We start from the raw sequence: 17,079 nt of genomic DNA on the forward strand, positions 1-17,079 counted from the left end.
CCAACGGGCACTGTTCACAACATTTGAAACTAGGCTAGTATCCCTTTCTCTGTATGGGATAACGCGCCTGAGACCTCCGGCGCCGGGGTGTTCAAAATCCAAAAGTTGCAAAATGACACTCTTTTGGCTTAGCCTCGGCGGGGTAATAGTTAAATGTTTCGAAGGCACACAGTTTCTTGACAAAAAATACACTTGTTTACCGCCGTGATATCGACGGACTTAGATCAGTTGCGGTTGTTCCAGTTGTTTTAGGCCATGCCGGTATAGCTGGGTTTTCAGGCGGCTTTGTTGGCGTTGATATCTTCTTTGTAATCTCGGGTTTTTTGATCACGTCCATACTGGTGAAAGAGCTAGCGAGCGGAAATTACTCGATAGTCAATTTTTACGAACGACGAGCCAGACGCATCCTGCCCGCCCTTCTCTTGGTATTGATCGCTGTAATGGCGCTTGGTTGGTTCACTATGCTGCCAGACGCTTACACACGGCTAGGCCAATCAGTTCTAGCGGCTTTGGGTTTCGTCTCAAATATTTGGTTCTGGATGGCTGCTGGTGATTACTTTGGATCGGCGGCTGAAATCGAACCCCTTCTGCACACGTGGTCGCTGGCAGTCGAAGAGCAGTTCTATATCCTTTTTCCCATATACCTATGGCTTGTTTGGAAATACGCGCAACGATGGCTTTTGGCCCTGCTAATTATACCTTGCCTGTTGTCATTCGGTCTGTCTGTTTGGGGCTCGACCGCTAATCCAACTGCAAACTTCTATCTGACCCCATCTCGGATCTGGGAGCTTGGATTAGGCTCTGTTTTGGCTGTCGGCGGATTTCCCGCCATCCGGTCAAAGCTAACGCAGGAAGCCATTGGGGCGGCAGGATTGGTTATGGTCCTCGGGAGTATATTCCTGATTTCCCCGTCTACGCCCTTTCCAGGACTAGCTGCGTTTCCAGTCGTGTTTGGAACCGTTCTGATAATCTGGAGCGGCGGACAGACATTCACGGGCCGAATACTCTCACTCCCGCCACTGGTCTGGATAGGATTGATTTCCTATTCCTTATACCTTTGGCATTGGCCTGTTTTGGTATTCTCCCGCTTTTTTAGTGGATCAATACATTTAGCCGCGGAAACCGCCATTGCTGCCATTGTTGTTACTGTCGCATTGGCTTGGTTGAGTTGGCGCTTTGTGGAACGACCCTTTCGCCGGAAATCAGTTTTTTCCAGAAAATCGATATTCCTATCATCTGCCATTGGCGGTATCGCCGTTGCCTCTTTAGCCGTCACAATTGCAGCAACAAGGGGCTATGAAACGCGCGTCGATTCAGTCGTATTAGAAGCGTACCGGCAGGATATTCAGAAGTCTCCGCGCTTTCAGAAATGCGTCAATCGAACGATTACTGATGGCCTATGCGCCTTGGGCCGTGGCGACGCCGAAACAAAAAGTGTGTTGGTGTGGGGAGATTCGCACGCATTAGTCATGCTCGATGGGTTGCACGACTGGCTTGAGGAAAGCAATAGATCCGGCCTCGCTGCAGTAAAAACGGCCTGCCCGCCGATGTGGGGTGTACGACGCGCCGACCTAGGCATCGAGCATGCCTGCGGGAAATTCAATCGCAACGTGTTGGAATTTGCTACCAACAATCCTGAGATTGAAACCGTGATCCTCCATGCGCGATGGTCCCTTGCCGTAGAGGGCACGAGGATACAGGGCGAACCTGGAACCGAAGCTGAATTGCAACTAGCATCTTATGCCAAGGAGGCAACCGAAGCTCAGGGTAACCGCGAATTGTCTCAATTTGGGCTAGAAGAAACTGTGAAACGACTGAGGCAAGCAGGAAAAAACGTTGTCATCGTCGGCGGAATCCCCGAAGCAGGTTTTTCTGTGCCTCAAGCGTTAGCGAGTTCAAAGGCTTTCGGGTTGCCATATCCAATCGCCCCAACACGCAAATCTTTTGACGTTCGCAATCGGCGTACCAATGAAATAATTATGTCGATCACGAATGAATACAATGCGATATATATTAGTGCGGCGGAGTTAATGTGCGACGGCACGTGCATGTTTTCCTACAAACAACACGCCTTGTATCGCGACGACGATCATTTGAGTGTATACGGCTCTAAGGAAATCGTTCCAAAAATCATGAGTATTGGGTTTGCAGAAGATTGAGTATGAATTCCTACTGTTTTAAGCAACGCTCACGGCAACCGAAACACCTCCCGCCGGAATGACCGGGGTAGACGCTGCACCCCGGCTTCTGATCCATGTCAAATTGTCGAAGGGATAGGCAGAATTGACGGCCTGCGCGCCATCTCCTGCGCCAATCAATGTGCCACCTGCCTTAAACGCATATTGGTTGTATCCATCAGTCGAGTAATCACGCAGAACGTCGAACTCGGTTCCATAGTTGGCTTCTGCCAAAGTCGAATTGCTACTAACTGTGTTCGATCCGATGGAATTTCCTGTGACATTTGGGGCAATATTATCTTGAATGGTGATATTCTGTGTGCCGCTGTCCGCTCCGATTTGTGGCGTGAAACCAGTCCCGGTTTGGGACGCATCCTTGTCAACCTGAATAACCGTGTTGCCTGAAACCGTGCCGCCGTCTGCTTGGTTCAAGGTAATGCCGTGGGTCTGGCTGGCGTATATGATGTTATCCGTAATCGTAACATCGGTGTGCCAATCGCTTGGAGCACCCTGAGACCGACCGTCCCCGCCGGAGAAAATCGACTGCATAAATTCTCTAGAGTCTTTGTCGATGAGGTTGTTTCGTATCGTTGGTCTGGTAACTCCGCCAGATGATCCTCGGATTTGAATGGCATCGCGGTGTTCAGCGGCAGTCCCAAGGCCGCGATCTTCTGCATCATGTATCCAGCACCACTCAACAATGCCATCATCAGAGGCTCCAAAAACAACGGCGTCAGCACAGGTCTCATCAAACTCACACCCCGAAAGCAGGGACCCGGTATTTCTTGAGCCGCTGGTGGAGTTGATAAAAACGCCGACCACCAAGTACGAAAAGTACAATCAACAGCCGAACAGTTGGTAGTGCTCGAAAAGGTCAGCCCTTGGCCCGTTCCGAACCCCGCCACTACGTTGAGTCCGCCGGACACATATGTCTGCGTTGCGCGTGTCGATTGGAAATTACATCTCTTAAAGTGGATATTGGTGCCGCGCGTCAGGAAGAACCTTTTTTCCTTAATGCCATCGGACGCGGAGATGTGCTGATAAAAGCAATACAAATCCTCGAAGGAAATGTTCTGTGCATCGCTCATCAGGATGTCTGAGAACTGCGCGGGGCTGACGGCATCCTGTGACCGCACAATCACTCCACTGGCAACGGACCATGAGCCCGAGGTTATTGCGAAGATGTTACCCTGAACGCATTCGATAATGTCGCCGCCGTATGCGGTATTCAGTGCTGAGATTAGCTCGGTTGTGTTGTTATCCACGGACACGCTCAAGCGAGTACATCAGAGGTCTGCAACGAGAGTGTCGAGCGCATGAAATTGGCAGAGATGAGGCATCAAAACTGGCCAATCTGGACTGGTGAGGTGTACCACGAGGTATTCCGGCGTGGGACACCCGCGTCGATTGCAAACAAGAATTTCCCGATCCGTGCAGTCCCTCCGGGCCTACCATTACTTCCACTTCAACCTGACCTATTAAGTTGACGTGCTGGAAAGCAATGCACCGTCACTTCACGAACCCAATGCTCAATCCTGAAGGAACCCGAACGGGTTGACCTTAACAGCGCGCGAATAAGTCAAAACGAATTTCAAGATTCTCGGCCAGCTTCCCTTTCGAACAATGTCTGCGGCTTCACATTCTCAAAATGATATTTAATTATTGATTTCATAGGGCCTTTCAGTAATGTAATTAACAAAATAACTTGTTTTAACGATTTCTATGGGGGACCCATGTTGAAGAAGTTACTGGCGGCTTGTGTCGCTTCCACCTGGCTCGCAACAAGTGCCGTTGCTTTGACAGTGACCTATGAAGCGACAATCTCGAATGTGACCGGAGATGCAGTTGCGCTTTCTAGTCTTGGTATTTCAAGTGGAGGAACCCTGAAATTATGAGCATCGTTTGACCCAGACGTCAGTCAAGGAGCAGGTGGAGTAGGCAACTTTGGAGGCGGAACTGGGACAATCCTATCAATTTCGCTGTCGCAACTGAGTCTTATTTCTCCATCCGGCACCCTGACCACTTCGGTAAATGACAGAAACTCAACAGGATTGACGACACTGGACGCCGTCGTAAATCCCGGTGGGAGGTATTCATTGACTGATGGGCTGACATTCTATTCGAGGGACTTAAGTGGCATTCCCCAAGTCCAGATTTCGCAAGTCGCGGCTGATGAAACAACTTGGTCTCGGAATACGGCGATATCCGTGCCCGTGTTGAATTCGTTCACAACCAGAATTTTCTCTCTGAATGGTCCAAATGGTACATACTTGGGATCGACAAATGTGGTCTGGTCAGATGTCACGGTCGCTCCTGTCCCGCTGCCGGCTACCTTACCTCTGCTTCTTGTAGGGCTGACTGGCTTGGGTTTGGTTTCGCGTCGTCGCAAACCCAGTTGAGCCATCCGCAACGGGCGCAGCGACACCCGGCTTGGCGTCAAGTGGATCGACCAAGTAATCCGGGCCTATTGCTGACACCGCGTAAGTACGGCGTTTATTCATTAATAACCTGCGTAAAGTCAGCTGTTCGTTTCGCCTGATCGCTAGGCCCGATACTCCTTGATGAACTCACTGATATGGGCGGCCAGTTTGATCGCGAAATCATCTTCTTCTGCAGATGCCATGACCGGCGCCGCTTCACCACGTAGCTGATCCAGTTTGGCTTGTACCATCTCGCGCAGGCGATCTCCGATTGCGATGGGATCGCCGGGTTTGACCATGCCGGGCAACCAGGTGATATCCCATTTGCCAGACTGCGGTTTGTCATGTGTGATCGGGGCCTCGCAATGGGTAAAGACCGTTTTTCGATTCACATCAAAGCCATAGGTGTCCGCGTATTCCGCGACCATCTGCGTGAAAGCTTCCAGCTGAACCGGCGTGATCGGATGGGAACCGGCAGAAAACGGGCTGTGCTGGGCACCTGCCATGGCCGCCATTGCCAAACCGATTGAGCCGGTGTTGAAGCCCTTGATATGCGCCGCATAATGTCCGTCGGACGTCGAATTATTCGCCTCGGGCAACTTGTCACCCTCAACTCTGTTTCCGTCACCTTCAACGATTTCATGATAATGCTTCTTGTCCGAAGCGCTGGCCCGATGTGAGCCGGCAGACCAGTGCATTACAATTCGTTTCAACGCCATAATTATACCCTCTTTCGAAATAAATGAGGGTATCATAACACATTTTAACGATTTCGTGCACATTGGCCATTTCCGGCACGGTAATCAGCCAGGGTGATCGGCAGCGCAAAACATCAATTGTCGGTCCGTAAAGCGCGTTTTCCGACTTGATGAAGTTACCGCGCCACAACGATATCGGCGCATAAACCACCCAAGCGCTCACTCTGGCCCAGCCTCAACACACCGCCATGGACCCGGGCAATATCTGCGACGATGGCCAGCCCCAAGCCCACCCCACTGCCCTTGTTCTGATTGCGCGCAGGGTCGAGACGGGTAAAGGGCTTGACGGCCTCGGTGCGCTGGTCCGGAGGAATTCCGGGCCCGTCATCCTCGACCCGGATACGCAGGGATTTGGGCGACAGGTTCAGGCTGACCTCTGCGCGGGTGCCATACCGCACGGCATTCCCGATCAGGTTTTCAACCGCGCGGCGCATGGACATCGGGCGCAGCAGGGTCGAACCGGTGCCCTCGACCGTGCGCAACTCTACATTATGCCCTGCCCTTTGTGCGTCGCTGACGATTTGGCCCAACCAGGCTTCGGGCTCAATTTCTTCGGGAACTCCTTCCGCGGCCCCCCGTGAAAACTCCAGAAACGCATCCAACAAGGATTGCATCTCATCAACGTCTTTCAACAGCGGTGCGGCGTCGTCTTCGGGCAACAAAGACAACCCCAGTTTCAGCCGCGTCAGGGGTGTTCGCAAATCGTGACTGACACCCGACAGCATCAGCGTGCGCTGTTCGATCTGCCGCTCGATCCGGGCCCGCATGTCGACAAACGCACTGCCCGCAGCGCGGACCTCGGTCGCGCCGCCCGGCGTGTAAGGCACAGTTCGCCCGCGCCCGAAAGCCTGCGCGGCATCCGCAAGGCGCGAGATCGGACGTAGCTGATTGCGCATATACAAGAACGAAATCGTCGTCATCAGCGCAGCAAAAAACACCATCGTCACGATCAACTGGTGCGGGGCGGTCGGGGACAAGCGCCGCCGGTCGAAGGACAATTCCAAAACGCCCAGATCGGTATCCAGATACAACTCGGCCACCTGGCTACTGGGTAACGAGATTTCCAGCAGTGACGGCAAGAGCGCCCGCATGTCCGTTTCTACCCGCGGGGCAATGAAATCGTACCAGCGACGGCGATCCGGAACGGGCATTTCACCAAACGGCAGGAAACGCGCCTGCATCTCAAGCGCAGACAAATCCACACGAAATGCGGCAAAGGCCTGTTGATGCGTTTCGGTGCCATCGATCGCGTCCAGTATCAACTCAACCTCGCGCGCAGCGGCACGGGTCATTTGCCCGGTTACATCTTCCAGGTGCTTTTGCAGAAAGGCGATCGACACGACCAACAAAACCACGATAACCGGCAACGCAAGGATCAGCGCCGCCCGGGTATACAAGCTGCGTGGCATATAAGGTTTGAGCCATTGGGTCGTCATGGGCTAAACCTAGCGGGCTGCCCAGCGAAGAGAAAGAGGACAGAATGCGGCCACCTGACGAATTCGACCCGACCCCGGGTGTGGCTGTGGACCTGTCCGAAGGGATCCGGCGCATCGTGGCGCCCAACCCCTCGCCGATGACCTATCGCGGCACAAACACGTATCTTGTCGGCTCTAAAGAAATCGCCATCATCGATCCCGGCCCAATGAGCGACGAGCACCTCGAAGCAATCCTGAATGCTCTGGGCCCGGACCAGAACATCAGCCATATCTTTGTCACGCACAGCCATCTGGATCATTCGCCTCTTGCGGCTCCTCTATCGCAACGTACGGGCGCGCCGATACTGGCCTTTGGTGGTCCCGAGGCCGGCCGCAGTGATATCATGCATCAGTTGGCGCAAGACGGGCTGTCGGGCGGCGGCGAAGGTATAGATGTGGATTTCAAACCCGATATCGAGCTGAAGGACGGTCAGCGCATCACCACAGATGGCTGGGACTTTGAGGTCATCCACACACCTGGCCATTTGGGTAACCACATTGCCTTGGCCTGGGAGGATGTCTGTTTCACCGCAGACCACGTCATGGGATGGGCGAGTTCTCTGGTGTCTCCGCCAGACGGAGATCTGACCGATTTCATGATGTCCTGCCGCAAGTTGCGCAAACGCCAGTGGTCCGTCTTTCATCCCGGCCACGGCGCCCCGGTCGCAGATCCCGCCACCCGGCTTGATTGGCTGATTCAGCACCGGCTGACCCGCGAAGCGCAGATTCTGGATGCACTGGCGCAAGGACCGGCCACCGCACAACGCCTTGCCCGCATGATCTACACCGATACGCCAAACGCGCTTTTGCCTGCGGCAGAGCGCAATGTTTTTGCCCATCTGATTGATTTGACCCGACGATCCAAAACAGCCGCCCTCGGCAAACTGTCAGATACGGTTACGTTTCACCGTCTTGACTGACCGTGAAAAAATCCATGCGGAATGCGGTTCCCCTCTGGACGCCGAAAATCCGGATTGTTATATGCCCCTCAGTTCCGGCGTAGCTCAGCGGTAGAGCAGTTGACTGTTAATCAATTGGTCGTAGGTTCGATCCCTACCGCCGGAGCCAAATCCATCAAGAAAATCAACCTTACCGATCGCAAAAGCCATACTTCAGGCTCGGGCTTTCTGGTCCGTAGCTGGATTCGCCTCAAGGGCGAAACTGCCACAGTTTGATTTCTGATCCCGCAATTGCTTGCTGCGATCAGAAATGGAAAATAATAATCAAAAAATAGTCAATTTGATTGCGCCTAACGGCCGTCACTCCACGAGCAGGAAACACTTGGGTTATGGGCCGGGAATACGAAATCGGAATGTTGTGGGTCGAAGGACCGCTTAGCTACGTCGAAGTCCTTTGCGCGCAGTCTTTTCTGGACGCTGGTCATCACGTCAAGCTTTTTCACTACGAAGATGTTCAGAACGTTCCCGACGGTGTTGAACTCGTCCACGGCGATGAGGTCCTGAAAAGTGACAAATTAATCAAGCATGAGCGCACAGGCAGCTTGGCGCTGTTTTCTGACATATTTCGATACCATCTGCTTCAGAAGTATGACCGAATGATCTGGGCCGATCTCGACGCCTATTGTGCCAGACCATTTACTTCAGAAACCGGTCATTTCTTTGGATGGGAATCCGAATTCCACATCAACGGAGGTGTGCTGGGTCTTCCTTCTGACAGCGACGCATTGGGACAATTGCTTGAAATGTCCCAAGACGAATATGGCATCCCGGAATGGTACCCGCAACGAGATCAGGTCCGACTGAAAACACTTAAAGACCAAGGAACTCCGCTCCATGTCGGAGAGATGCCCTGGGGCGTTTGGGGGCCTCACGCGATCACGCATTACCTTGAAAAAACGGGTGAGTCTAAATATGCGCTGCCGATTGAAGCGCTCTACCCGATCAGTTTCAAAAACCGCCGCCACTTAATGCGGACAAAAATGGCGCGTAAAGTGGCGCGCGCTGTAACGGATGACACCTTTTCAGTGCATTTTTATGGGCGCAGGGTGCGGCAGTTTCTTGCAACGATCGGTGGCCTGCCTGAACCGGGCAGTTATCTGGAAACGCTTCTTAACAAACACAATATCGACACCGATGCGGCCCCCGTCTTTACCAGGCAGGAACGCGAAGAACAAAAAGCCGCCGAAATGGATAACTCGGCGTCGTAATCGGCTAGATTCCGGGCCCAGACACATCACTGATTTGGGTCACTCTCGGCCTTGAATCGATTAGTTAAAAAATGTCACCGTGCCCTCTGGACGGCGACAAATCCGGTTGCTATACGGCGCAAACCGTTCCGGCGTAGCTCAGCGGTAGAGCAGTTGACTGTTAATCAATTGGTCGTAGGTTCGATCCCTACCGCCGGAGCCAATCTTCTCATCCAAGGTCACCCCATCAGTGTGTCTTTGAAGTCGGCGCGCAATGTGCGCTTGAGAACTTTGCCTGTGGCATTCAAGGGCAAGGCCTCCACAAACACAACCTTGTCCGGCACCTGCCACTTGGCGATTTTTCCATCAAAGAAGGACAGCAGCTCCTGCTCGGAAGGGTCCTGACCTTCTGCTTTTACAGCGACCAGCAGCGGGCGCTCATCCCATTTCGGATGTGGAACACCCACCACAGCGGCCGTCGCCAGTTGCGGATGCGCCACGGCGATGTTTTCCAGCTCGACGGAACTGATCCACTCGCCGCCTGATTTGATGATGTCCTTGGACCGGTCGCGGATCGTCATATAGCCATCCGCGTCCACCGTGGCGACGTCACCTGTGGCGAACCAATCATCCTGCAGCAGGTCCTGATCCTGCATCTGAAAATAGCTGTCCAGAACCCATGGCCCTCTTACCATCAGGTCGCCCTGTGTCTCTCCGTCATGCGGCAGAGCCTTGCCGTCATCATCGACGATCTTCAGGTCGACACCAAAGGGAGGACGCCCCTGGCTTTCCCTCACTCGGTGCTGTTCGGCCAAGGGCAGGTCCAGGTGCTTTGCCAGCGGATAGTTTGCGGTGCCCAGAGGGCTCATTTCGCTCATCCCCCAGGCGTGCACGGTATCCACGCCATAGGTTTCACGGAAGGTTTCGATCATCGATGGCGGACAAGCCGCTCCGCCGATCACGGTGCGATCCAGACTGTCCAGTTTGCTGCCAGAACTTTCAGCAAACGCCAGCAGGCCTTGCCAGATGGTCGGAACCCCCATGGCCAGCGTCACGCCATAGGTGTCGATCAGCTTGACCAAAGCCTCACCATGCAAATCCGGCCCGGGCAGCACCATGCGCGATCCCGACATGGCACAGGCATAAGGCGATCCCCAGGCGTTCACGTGGAACATCGGCACCACCGGCATCACCACATCCATCGCAGAATACCCGATCACGTCGCGGGTATTGGACGCAAAGCTGTGCAACAAGGTCGAGCGGTGAGAATACAGCACGCCCTTCGGATGCCCGGTCGTACCCGAGGTGTAGCACAGGCTGGAAGCGATGTTTTCGTCGAAGCTGGGCCATTGGAAATCTGCGTCCCCGGTCTCGATCAGCGTGTCAAAAAACTGTACGCCCGGAATCTGCGCCGCAGCGTCCGCGTTATCGGGTCCCATGAGGACGAAGTGCTGAACCTCGGTCAGTGACTCCTGCAGTGCTGCAACCAGCGGGATGAAGGTCGCGTCAAAGAACAGCACCCGGTCCTTGGCGTGATTGATGATGTAGGTCAGCTGTTCGGGAAACAGGCGCGGATTTACAGTGTGGCAGACATAGCCCGCACCCGAGGTGGCATAATAAATCTCAAGATGTCGCCGGTTGTTCCAGGCCAGCGTTCCCACTCGATCCTGCGGCTCCAACCCCAATTTGGTGAGGGCCGAGGCCAGTTTGCGCGCGTTGCGCGCGATCCCGGACCAATTGGTTTCGGTAACCGTCCCGTCGGTTTCGACCGAGACAATCTCGGTCTGGCCGTGAAACCGATCCGCGTGTTCGATCAGCGACGAGATCAGCAGCGGCTGCGTCATCATCTGTCCCAGCATGGGTATCCTCCCTTGGTCGGCACCACTTCTGATCGGCGGTGCGCGTGATTGCCGTCAGCACACGGCCAAATGACCGCCGTGACGCTTTACGACTTATTCTAGTTTCAAACCCTGCCAAGCAATCAATTGTCTGACAATAAAAGATTGCACTTTGCCGCCCCGCAAGCCGGATGTATCCGCCTTCAATCCCGGTGCATCATCGCAAACGCGACCAGTGCAGCGGTTGATCCATCCTTGCCCGCGGTGCTGGCCTCTCCGTCAACGATGGGGCCCAGTGAGGTCGCCAGTTCCTTGCCCAATTCGACGCCCCATTGATCAAACGAGTTGATACCCAGCAATACCCCTTCGACAAAAACGCGATGTTCATACAAAGCGATGATCTGGCCCAGAACAAACGGGGTAAGTTTGGGATAGATCAGAGTTGTCGAGGGCCGGTTGCCCACAAATACCCGGTGACGCGCCTGCCGTTCTAACTCATCGCCCTGCAAGCCTTTCTCAGCCATACTGTTGCGCGCCTCGTCCAGCGTGCGACCCCGCATCAGCGCCTCGGATTGAGCGAAGCAATTGGCGAGCAGCAGGCGGTGATGGTGCGTCAGCTCGGGCTCATGACCTTCGGCCGCGACCATGAATTCGCAAGGGATAACATCGGTGCCCTGATGGATCAGCTGGTAAAAGGCGTGCTGCCCGTTGGTACCGGGTTCGCCCCAGACCACCGGTCCTGATGGCAGGGTCAAATCGCTCCCGTCCATTGCCACGGATTTTCCGTTCGACTCCATCTCGAGCTGTTGGAAATAGGCGGGCAATCGCAGCAAGCGCTGATCGTATGGCAGCACGGCCCGGCTGGCATGGCCCAGAACCTGCCGATGCCAAACCCCAACCAAGGCCAGCATCACCGGCATATTCTCGACCCAGTCTGCGGCCCGGAAATGCACGTCCATCGCCTGACCGCCGCGCAGGAAGGCGTCAAACGCGGTCGACCCAACCGCGATCATCACCGGCAGACCAACAGGCCCCCAGACGGAATAGCGCCCTCCGACCCAATCGGCGAACCCGAACACACGCTCGACAGGGATGCCAAACGCAGCGGTTTTGTCGACCGCACTGGATACGGCCGCAAACTGCCGGGACGGATCACCACCGCCATCACTCATCCATGCCCGCGCAGTACGCGCGTTTGTCATGGTTTCTATGGTGGTGAACGTCTTGGACGCCACGATCACCAGCGTTCGGGTCGGATCAAGCTGACGCAGGGTATCGGCAATATGCGCGCCATCGACATTCGACACATAATGCAGCCGAGGCCCGTCATGATAGGGCGATAACGCATGGGTCGCCATGACAGGCCCCAGATCGGACCCCCCGATGCCAATATTGACCACGTCGGTAAAGCTGCCCCCTGCCCCGGCCACGGCACCTCCGCGCACCTCCTCGGCAAAGACACGCATGCGCTGCAGCGTATCCAGAACATCGGGCATCACATCCAGCCCATCAACCTCGACCGGGCCGCCATCAAGGTTGCGCAAAGCAGTATGAAGAACGGCCCGTCCTTCGGTTTCGTTGATCTTTTCCCCGGCAAACATCGCGTCGCGCCGTTCGGCAAGACCAGCTTCATCACACAGCCGGGTCAGAGCGTGGCGGATCTCTGCATCGATCCGGGTTTTGGAATAATCGAACAGCAGATCACCAGTTGAGGTGGCGAAGTTTTGCGCCCTGCCCGGATCTGCGTCGAACAGGTCCAGAATGGCCCGGGTCTGACTTTTGGCCGCCAGAGATGTGAGGGTATCGAGGTTCATATGTGTCACTCCGCCCAATGTACGGTCATGCCGCTCAGCACCGCAGCGATTGGCGCCTCCTCGGGCGGCAGGGACATCGCGCGTTCAAGGGCGTCGCGCTTGGTCGATCCGAAGATGATGAGGTGTTTTGATAGCGCGCCGTCCAACACAGATGCGGTCAGGGTAATGCGCGGTTCCGGCTGAACATCGGGGCGCGCAACGGCCAAAGGCCGCGCGTGGCTGTCCAGCGCGGCTTCGATCCCGTCCATGCCCGGAAACAGCGATGCCGTATGCATGTCTTCGCCCATCCCCAACACAAGCACCGACAGAGGACGGATCGGGGTAATCAGGCTTTCAATCTCGGGCAACACCTCTTCGGGGGCCTTGCCGGGCACGTATAGCGGAATGTACTGCGCCACCGAGGCCCGGTTCGTCAGTAACCTGTCACGGATCAGGCGTTCATTCGAACGCTCGTGATCTCCGGGCACACAGCGTTCATCCGTGGGCAGAACCGTGACCCGGTCCCACTCCAGATCAGCGGCACATAACCCGTCGAACACCGGGCCCGGAGTGGTCCCACCCGGCACCGCCAGCGAGACCGTGTCGTGGTGCAACAGCGCGGCCTCGAGGTCTCCGGCCAAATCATTTGCCACATCGATGGCCAGCATATCCCGGTCGGCGTATTCTTTGATATTCATGGGTTGATCCCCTGCCAGCGGCGACCGTCCCGTTTCATCAGCAGCTCGGCGTCGCCCGGACCTGTGCTGCCACTTTCATATGGTTTTGGCACATCGCCGCGCGCCTGCCAGCCTGCAATGATCGGATCGGTCCAGGCCCAAGCGGCCTCGACCTCGTCACCCCGCATGAACAGGGTCTGGTTGCCCCGGATCACATCCATCACCAGGCGCTCATACGCGTCCGGCGGGTTCTGGCTTTCCGGGCCCAACGCCTCGGCAAAGCTCATGTCCAGAGGCACATCGACCAGACGCATTCCACCCGGTCCCGGCTCTTTGATGGTGACTTTGAGGGTGATGCCTTCGTTGGGCTGCAAGCGAATCGAAAGCACATTCGCGTGGCGACCGGCCTCTTCGCCGAAGATCGAATGCGGCGCGTCCTTGAACATCACGTTAATCACCGAAGACCGCGCCACCAGCCGCTTACCCGTGCGCAGGTAAAACGGCGTTCCGGCCCATCGCCAATTGCTGACATGCGCCCGCAGAGCGACATAACTTTCGGTGGTCGAGCGTGGATTTCCAACCGCATCGCGATAGCTTGGCCCATCGCCTACGAACTGGCCGCGCACGATGTGATGCGGCTCGACCGGGTCCAGTGCGCGGATCACTTTCAGCTTTTCATCCCGCACCGCATCCGGGTCGAACTTGGCCGGAGGCTCCATCGCGATCAGGCATAACAGCTGCATCAGATGGTTCTGCATCATGTCGCGCATGGCCCCTGCGCGCTCATAATATTCTTCCCGCCCGTCGATTCCTACGGATTCGGCCACGGTGATCTGGATGTGATCGACATATTGGCTGTTCCACAATGGCTCGAACAGCATATTCCCGAACCGGACCGCCATAAGGTTCTGAACCGTTTCCTTGCCCAGATAATGATCGATCCGATAAATCTGGTTTTCGCTGAAATGTGCGGCCAGTGTCGCGTTCAACGCGCGTGCGCTGTCCAGATCGTGACCAAAGGGTTTTTCGACAACAATGCGTGTACTTGGTGTTGCCAGATCATGCGATTTGATACTTTCCGCCAATGGCCCGAACAGTCGCGGCCCGACCGAGAAATAAAACGCCCGCACCCGATCCACACTCAGCTTACTGGCCAGTTCCGTCCACCCAGATTCCGAGGACGCATCCAACGGCACATAATCGACCCGTCGCAAGAACGCACCCAGCCTGCCAGCGTCCTGGCAGGACGTGGCTGCGTGATCTCGCAACGATTCGGCAACGATGGTTCGAAACGATTCCTGGTCATGCGCTGCCCGGGCGGCACCGATGATCCGCACGTCGTCAGGCCATTGTCCCGCACTAAAGCGGCGAAACAGCGCGGGCAGAATCTTGCGCTGTGCAAGATCACCGGTGCCGCCAAAAATGACCAGATCAAATGGATCAACTGGTATAACGCGAGAAACCATGCGTTTTCCTTACCTTGCCCGATCAGACATGTCCAATGTTAGCGCAATCATGATTGTGATTTTTCCCTTCATCAAAACTCTGTCAGGATCATTTCGGCCTCTTAACTCTTGTCGATCAACGGACTAGATGAGGTCAGTCGCTGCACAAAACCGGATACCGGAATGAAAGACAACGCCCCTCAGAGCGCCAATATCGGCAAGTTTCAGGACAAATTGGTGACAGCAGACGGGCAGACCCGCGCATCCGTGGCGTTGAAGAACCCGGAAACGCTGTGGTTCAACACCGGCACCCTGTGTAATATCGAATGCGTCAACTGTTACATTGCCAGCAGCCCCACCAATGATGCGCTGGTCTATATCAGTGCCGATGAAGTGCGCGATTATCTGAATCAGATCGAAGCCCGCAACTGGCCCGTTCGCGAAATCGGCTTTACCGGTGGCGAACCGTTCATGAATCCCGAAATGATCGAGATGGCCCGCGCTGCGTTGGAGCGTGGATATGAAGTTCTGATTCTGACTAACGCAATGCGCCCCATGATGCGAAAAAACATGCGCGAAGGGTTGCTGTCGCTCAATCGCGCGTTTGGAGACAAGCTGACCTTACGGGTGTCGGTTGATCACTACCGGCCCGAGTTACATGACGAGGAACGCGGGAAAGGCAGTTTTGAGAAGACAATCGCCGGCATGGAATGGCTGCGTGACAACGGGTTCAAAATGGCAATTGCCGGGCGCACCGTCTGGGGCGACAGCGATGCAGAAAGCCGCGCAGGGTACGCGGCATTTTTCAAGGCGCATGATTTCGACATTGATCCGCAGAACCCGGGCCAGACAGTTCTGTTCCCCGAAATGGATGAAACCGTCGAAGTGCCCGAAATAACCACTGCCTGTTGGGGTATACTGGACAAATCACCCGAGGCGGTCATGTGTTCGAACGCCCGGATGGTGGTCAAGCGCAAAGGGGCCGACCGTCCGGCGGTTTTGGCCTGCACCCTTCTGGCCTATGAGCCCGAGTTCGAAATGGGTACCACCCTGGCCGAGGCCGAAGCCGACGTGCATCTGAACCACCCCCACTGCGCCAAGTTCTGTGTGCTGGGCGGGGCCAGTTGCTCGGGTTGATCAGTTCAATTCGGGCGAGGTCCAGTATTTTGTTCCCGACGCGCCAGCCGAGACGCGCCACCCTTTTTTACTCAGGACAAAGAAAGACCGGCCATCGGTAAATCTCAGCGTTTCGTCACTGCGTTCGTCGCCATACATTGCGCCGGTTTCGGCCGTGGCGTCATATCCACGGGTTATGAATTTCTCAAGATCGGCAGGCGTTTCGAACAGGATGACGAACTTGGATTCGAACCCTCCAATCCCGATTGCACCGCCGACACCTCCGGTGCCCATGTTCATGTATGTATGCTGTTCGGTGTCCTTCGACACCGCAACGCCTCGCCCATATCCTGCCGAGACCGGAAACACGGTCACTTTGCGGGAATCGAAGACTGCATAGCCGGCGCTGACCTCGTATAATTCTGACGCCTCAGGGTTTTCGGTCATAAGCTGGTTCAGAACCTCGTCGGCCATGACGTCCAGCTTTGCGCGGGTCTCTTCTGGGGTGGCTTCGTTTTTTACCAGATCGGCAGTAGAGGTGACCGTATTGTCAACCGCATCCACGCCTTTTCCTACAGTCTTGCCAACGCTCTCTGCACCACGACCAATTGCGTCTGCGGTGCTCTCGGCACCTTTCTTGATCTTGTCGAGAACTCCTTCAGCCGCGACAGGGCCGCAAATCAACGCCGCAGTAACGGCTATAAACACTCCTCGGGGCATGAAACGGCTCCAAATGACCAATATCTGGCCGCCACTCTAACCGATATCAGCCCAATGGAAACGGGTTCTTCAGTTCACCCGGAACTCACCCACCATGTTGCGCCATTCGCCAGGAGCAATCATCTTGCGATGGGTGAACCGGACCGAGTGCAAAGGGCCCTCGATCTCACGCTTCCAGAAATCGATGAAATTGAACAGCTTTGGATGGTCCGGGGCAAGATCGTATTCCTGCCAGATGAACGTATTCAGGACGTGGATATAGTCGGGCATGTGATAGAAGAATTCCGCCGTGGTCAGCCCGTACCCTTTCAGCATCAGCTCGGTTTCACTTTGCGTCATTCAGACCTCCGAATTGGTTACAAGGTCTCTTCAGCATAACATGCGAACCACCTAATACTTGGATAACAATATGTTACCCCGGTGTTACCGCAGTATTTTTCGTGAAATGATCAGCTTGCTTGCACCTTATATGCCGGGTCTGATAAGGTGCATCCACAAGATATAGACCCAAGCC

Annotated in this window: 15 protein-coding genes and 2 tRNA genes; 8 read left to right on the plus strand and 9 right to left on the minus strand. The window is 55.3% G+C overall.

All coding sequences use genetic code 11. The features are described from left to right. Positions 1 to 176 precede the first annotated feature (176 nt). The gene (locus ACRZ9X_RS00250; protein ID WP_480515051.1) at positions 177 to 2,159 is read left to right on the plus strand and encodes an acyltransferase family protein; all 1,983 of its coding nucleotides are present in this window, start codon (positions 177 to 179) and stop codon (positions 2,157 to 2,159) included. An 18-nt stretch (positions 2,160 to 2,177) separates the two neighbouring features. Here ACRZ9X_RS00250 and ACRZ9X_RS00255 read toward each other — a convergent pair whose 3' ends face one another. After that, positions 2,178 to 3,017: a right-handed parallel beta-helix repeat-containing protein gene (locus tag ACRZ9X_RS00255; RefSeq protein WP_480515053.1), complete on the minus strand. Its 840-nt coding sequence runs from the start codon at positions 3,015 to 3,017 to the stop codon at positions 2,178 to 2,180. 893 nt (positions 3,018 to 3,910) lie between these two features. Between ACRZ9X_RS00255 and ACRZ9X_RS00260 the strand changes: the two genes are divergently transcribed. Further along, positions 3,911 to 4,072: a hypothetical protein gene (locus tag ACRZ9X_RS00260; RefSeq protein ID WP_480515055.1), complete on the plus strand. Its 162-nt coding sequence runs from the start codon at positions 3,911 to 3,913 to the stop codon at positions 4,070 to 4,072. 390 nt (positions 4,073 to 4,462) lie between these two features. Then, positions 4,463 to 4,576, plus strand: coding sequence for a VPLPA-CTERM sorting domain-containing protein (locus ACRZ9X_RS00265; RefSeq protein WP_480515883.1), 114 nt, complete (start codon positions 4,463 to 4,465; stop codon positions 4,574 to 4,576). A gap of 143 nt (positions 4,577 to 4,719) precedes the next feature. Here the strand turns inward: ACRZ9X_RS00265 and ACRZ9X_RS00270 are convergent, their stop codons facing one another. Further along, on the minus strand, positions 4,720 to 5,316 hold the full coding sequence (locus tag ACRZ9X_RS00270; protein WP_480515057.1) for an N-acetylmuramoyl-L-alanine amidase: 597 nt from the start codon (positions 5,314 to 5,316) through the stop codon (positions 4,720 to 4,722). A 155-nt stretch (positions 5,317 to 5,471) separates the two neighbouring features. Then, the gene (locus ACRZ9X_RS00275; RefSeq protein ID WP_480515059.1) at positions 5,472 to 6,791 is read right to left on the minus strand and encodes an ATP-binding protein; all 1,320 of its coding nucleotides are present in this window, start codon (positions 6,789 to 6,791) and stop codon (positions 5,472 to 5,474) included. Positions 6,792 to 6,835: 44 nt separating this feature from the next. Between ACRZ9X_RS00275 and ACRZ9X_RS00280 the strand changes: the two genes are divergently transcribed. From ACRZ9X_RS00280 to ACRZ9X_RS00295, 4 genes are all read left to right on the plus strand, one after another. Then, the gene (locus tag ACRZ9X_RS00280; RefSeq protein WP_480515061.1) at positions 6,836 to 7,750 is read left to right on the plus strand and encodes an MBL fold metallo-hydrolase; all 915 of its coding nucleotides are present in this window, start codon (positions 6,836 to 6,838) and stop codon (positions 7,748 to 7,750) included. A 73-nt stretch (positions 7,751 to 7,823) separates the two neighbouring features. Beyond that, a tRNA-Asn gene (locus ACRZ9X_RS00285) sits at positions 7,824 to 7,898 on the plus strand. Positions 7,899 to 8,118: 220 nt separating this feature from the next. Beyond that, positions 8,119 to 8,997, plus strand: a complete 879-nt coding sequence (locus ACRZ9X_RS00290; RefSeq protein WP_480515063.1) for a glycosyltransferase family 32 protein — start codon at positions 8,119 to 8,121, stop codon at positions 8,995 to 8,997. Positions 8,998 to 9,124: 127 nt separating this feature from the next. Next, a tRNA-Asn gene (locus tag ACRZ9X_RS00295) sits at positions 9,125 to 9,199 on the plus strand. A gap of 16 nt (positions 9,200 to 9,215) precedes the next feature. Here ACRZ9X_RS00295 and ACRZ9X_RS00300 read toward each other — a convergent pair. The 4 genes from ACRZ9X_RS00300 to zwf all read right to left on the minus strand — a co-directional run bounded on the left by ACRZ9X_RS00300 (position 9,216) and on the right by zwf (position 14,750). After that, entirely contained in the window at positions 9,216 to 10,835 is a 1,620-nt protein-coding gene (locus ACRZ9X_RS00300) for a long-chain-fatty-acid--CoA ligase (RefSeq protein WP_480515064.1), read from the minus strand. A 182-nt stretch (positions 10,836 to 11,017) separates the two neighbouring features. Then, positions 11,018 to 12,628 carry a glucose-6-phosphate isomerase gene (gene pgi / locus ACRZ9X_RS00305; RefSeq protein WP_480515066.1) on the minus strand — a complete coding sequence of 537 codons (1,611 nt, stop codon included), beginning with the start codon at positions 12,626 to 12,628 and terminating at the stop codon, positions 11,018 to 11,020. 5 nt (positions 12,629 to 12,633) lie between these two features. Beyond that, positions 12,634 to 13,305, minus strand: coding sequence for a 6-phosphogluconolactonase (gene pgl, locus ACRZ9X_RS00310; protein WP_480515068.1), 672 nt, complete (start codon positions 13,303 to 13,305; stop codon positions 12,634 to 12,636). Then, positions 13,302 to 14,750 carry a glucose-6-phosphate dehydrogenase gene (zwf, locus tag ACRZ9X_RS00315; RefSeq protein WP_480515070.1) on the minus strand — a complete coding sequence of 483 codons (1,449 nt, stop codon included), beginning with the start codon at positions 14,748 to 14,750 and terminating at the stop codon, positions 13,302 to 13,304. Before zwf ends, pgl begins: the two co-directional genes overlap by 4 nt. A 162-nt stretch (positions 14,751 to 14,912) precedes the next feature. Between zwf and ACRZ9X_RS00320 the strand changes: the two genes are divergently transcribed. Continuing rightward, positions 14,913 to 15,866 carry a radical SAM protein gene (locus ACRZ9X_RS00320; RefSeq protein WP_480515072.1) on the plus strand — a complete coding sequence of 318 codons (954 nt, stop codon included), beginning with the start codon at positions 14,913 to 14,915 and terminating at the stop codon, positions 15,864 to 15,866. Here the strand turns inward: ACRZ9X_RS00320 and ACRZ9X_RS00325 are convergent, their stop codons facing one another. After that, entirely contained in the window at positions 15,867 to 16,565 is a 699-nt protein-coding gene (locus ACRZ9X_RS00325) for a lipid-binding SYLF domain-containing protein (RefSeq protein ID WP_480515073.1), read from the minus strand. Positions 16,566 to 16,634: 69 nt separating this feature from the next. Then, positions 16,635 to 16,904 carry an usg protein gene (locus ACRZ9X_RS00330; protein WP_480515075.1) on the minus strand — a complete coding sequence of 90 codons (270 nt, stop codon included), beginning with the start codon at positions 16,902 to 16,904 and terminating at the stop codon, positions 16,635 to 16,637. Between the last annotated feature and the right edge of the window lie 175 nt (positions 16,905 to 17,079).

This window comes from Ruegeria sp. AL1 (assembly GCF_056540905.1).

Bases quoted from the DNA above. Each gene is read 5' to 3' on its own strand.
- pgl (WP_480515068.1), bottom strand. From the start codon at position 13,305: ATGAATATCAAAGAATACGCCGACCGGGATATGCTGGCCATCGATGTG.
- ACRZ9X_RS00320 (WP_480515072.1), top strand. From the start codon at position 14,913: ATGAAAGACAACGCCCCTCAGAGCGCCAATATCGGCAAGTTTCAGGAC.
- ACRZ9X_RS00260 (WP_480515055.1), top strand. From the start codon at position 3,911: ATGTTGAAGAAGTTACTGGCGGCTTGTGTCGCTTCCACCTGGCTCGCA.
- ACRZ9X_RS00300 (WP_480515064.1), bottom strand. From the start codon at position 10,835: ATGCTGGGACAGATGATGACGCAGCCGCTGCTGATCTCGTCGCTGATC.
- zwf (WP_480515070.1), bottom strand. From the start codon at position 14,750: ATGGTTTCTCGCGTTATACCAGTTGATCCATTTGATCTGGTCATTTTT.
- pgi (WP_480515066.1), bottom strand. From the start codon at position 12,628: ATGAACCTCGATACCCTCACATCTCTGGCGGCCAAAAGTCAGACCCGG.
- ACRZ9X_RS00280 (WP_480515061.1), top strand. From the start codon at position 6,836: ATGCGGCCACCTGACGAATTCGACCCGACCCCGGGTGTGGCTGTGGAC.
- ACRZ9X_RS00330 (WP_480515075.1), bottom strand. From the start codon at position 16,904: ATGACGCAAAGTGAAACCGAGCTGATGCTGAAAGGGTACGGGCTGACC.
- ACRZ9X_RS00275 (WP_480515059.1), bottom strand. From the start codon at position 6,791: ATGACGACCCAATGGCTCAAACCTTATATGCCACGCAGCTTGTATACC.
- ACRZ9X_RS00270 (WP_480515057.1), bottom strand. From the start codon at position 5,316: ATGGCGTTGAAACGAATTGTAATGCACTGGTCTGCCGGCTCACATCGG.
- ACRZ9X_RS00325 (WP_480515073.1), bottom strand. From the start codon at position 16,565: ATGCCCCGAGGAGTGTTTATAGCCGTTACTGCGGCGTTGATTTGCGGC.
- ACRZ9X_RS00290 (WP_480515063.1), top strand. From the start codon at position 8,119: ATGGGCCGGGAATACGAAATCGGAATGTTGTGGGTCGAAGGACCGCTT.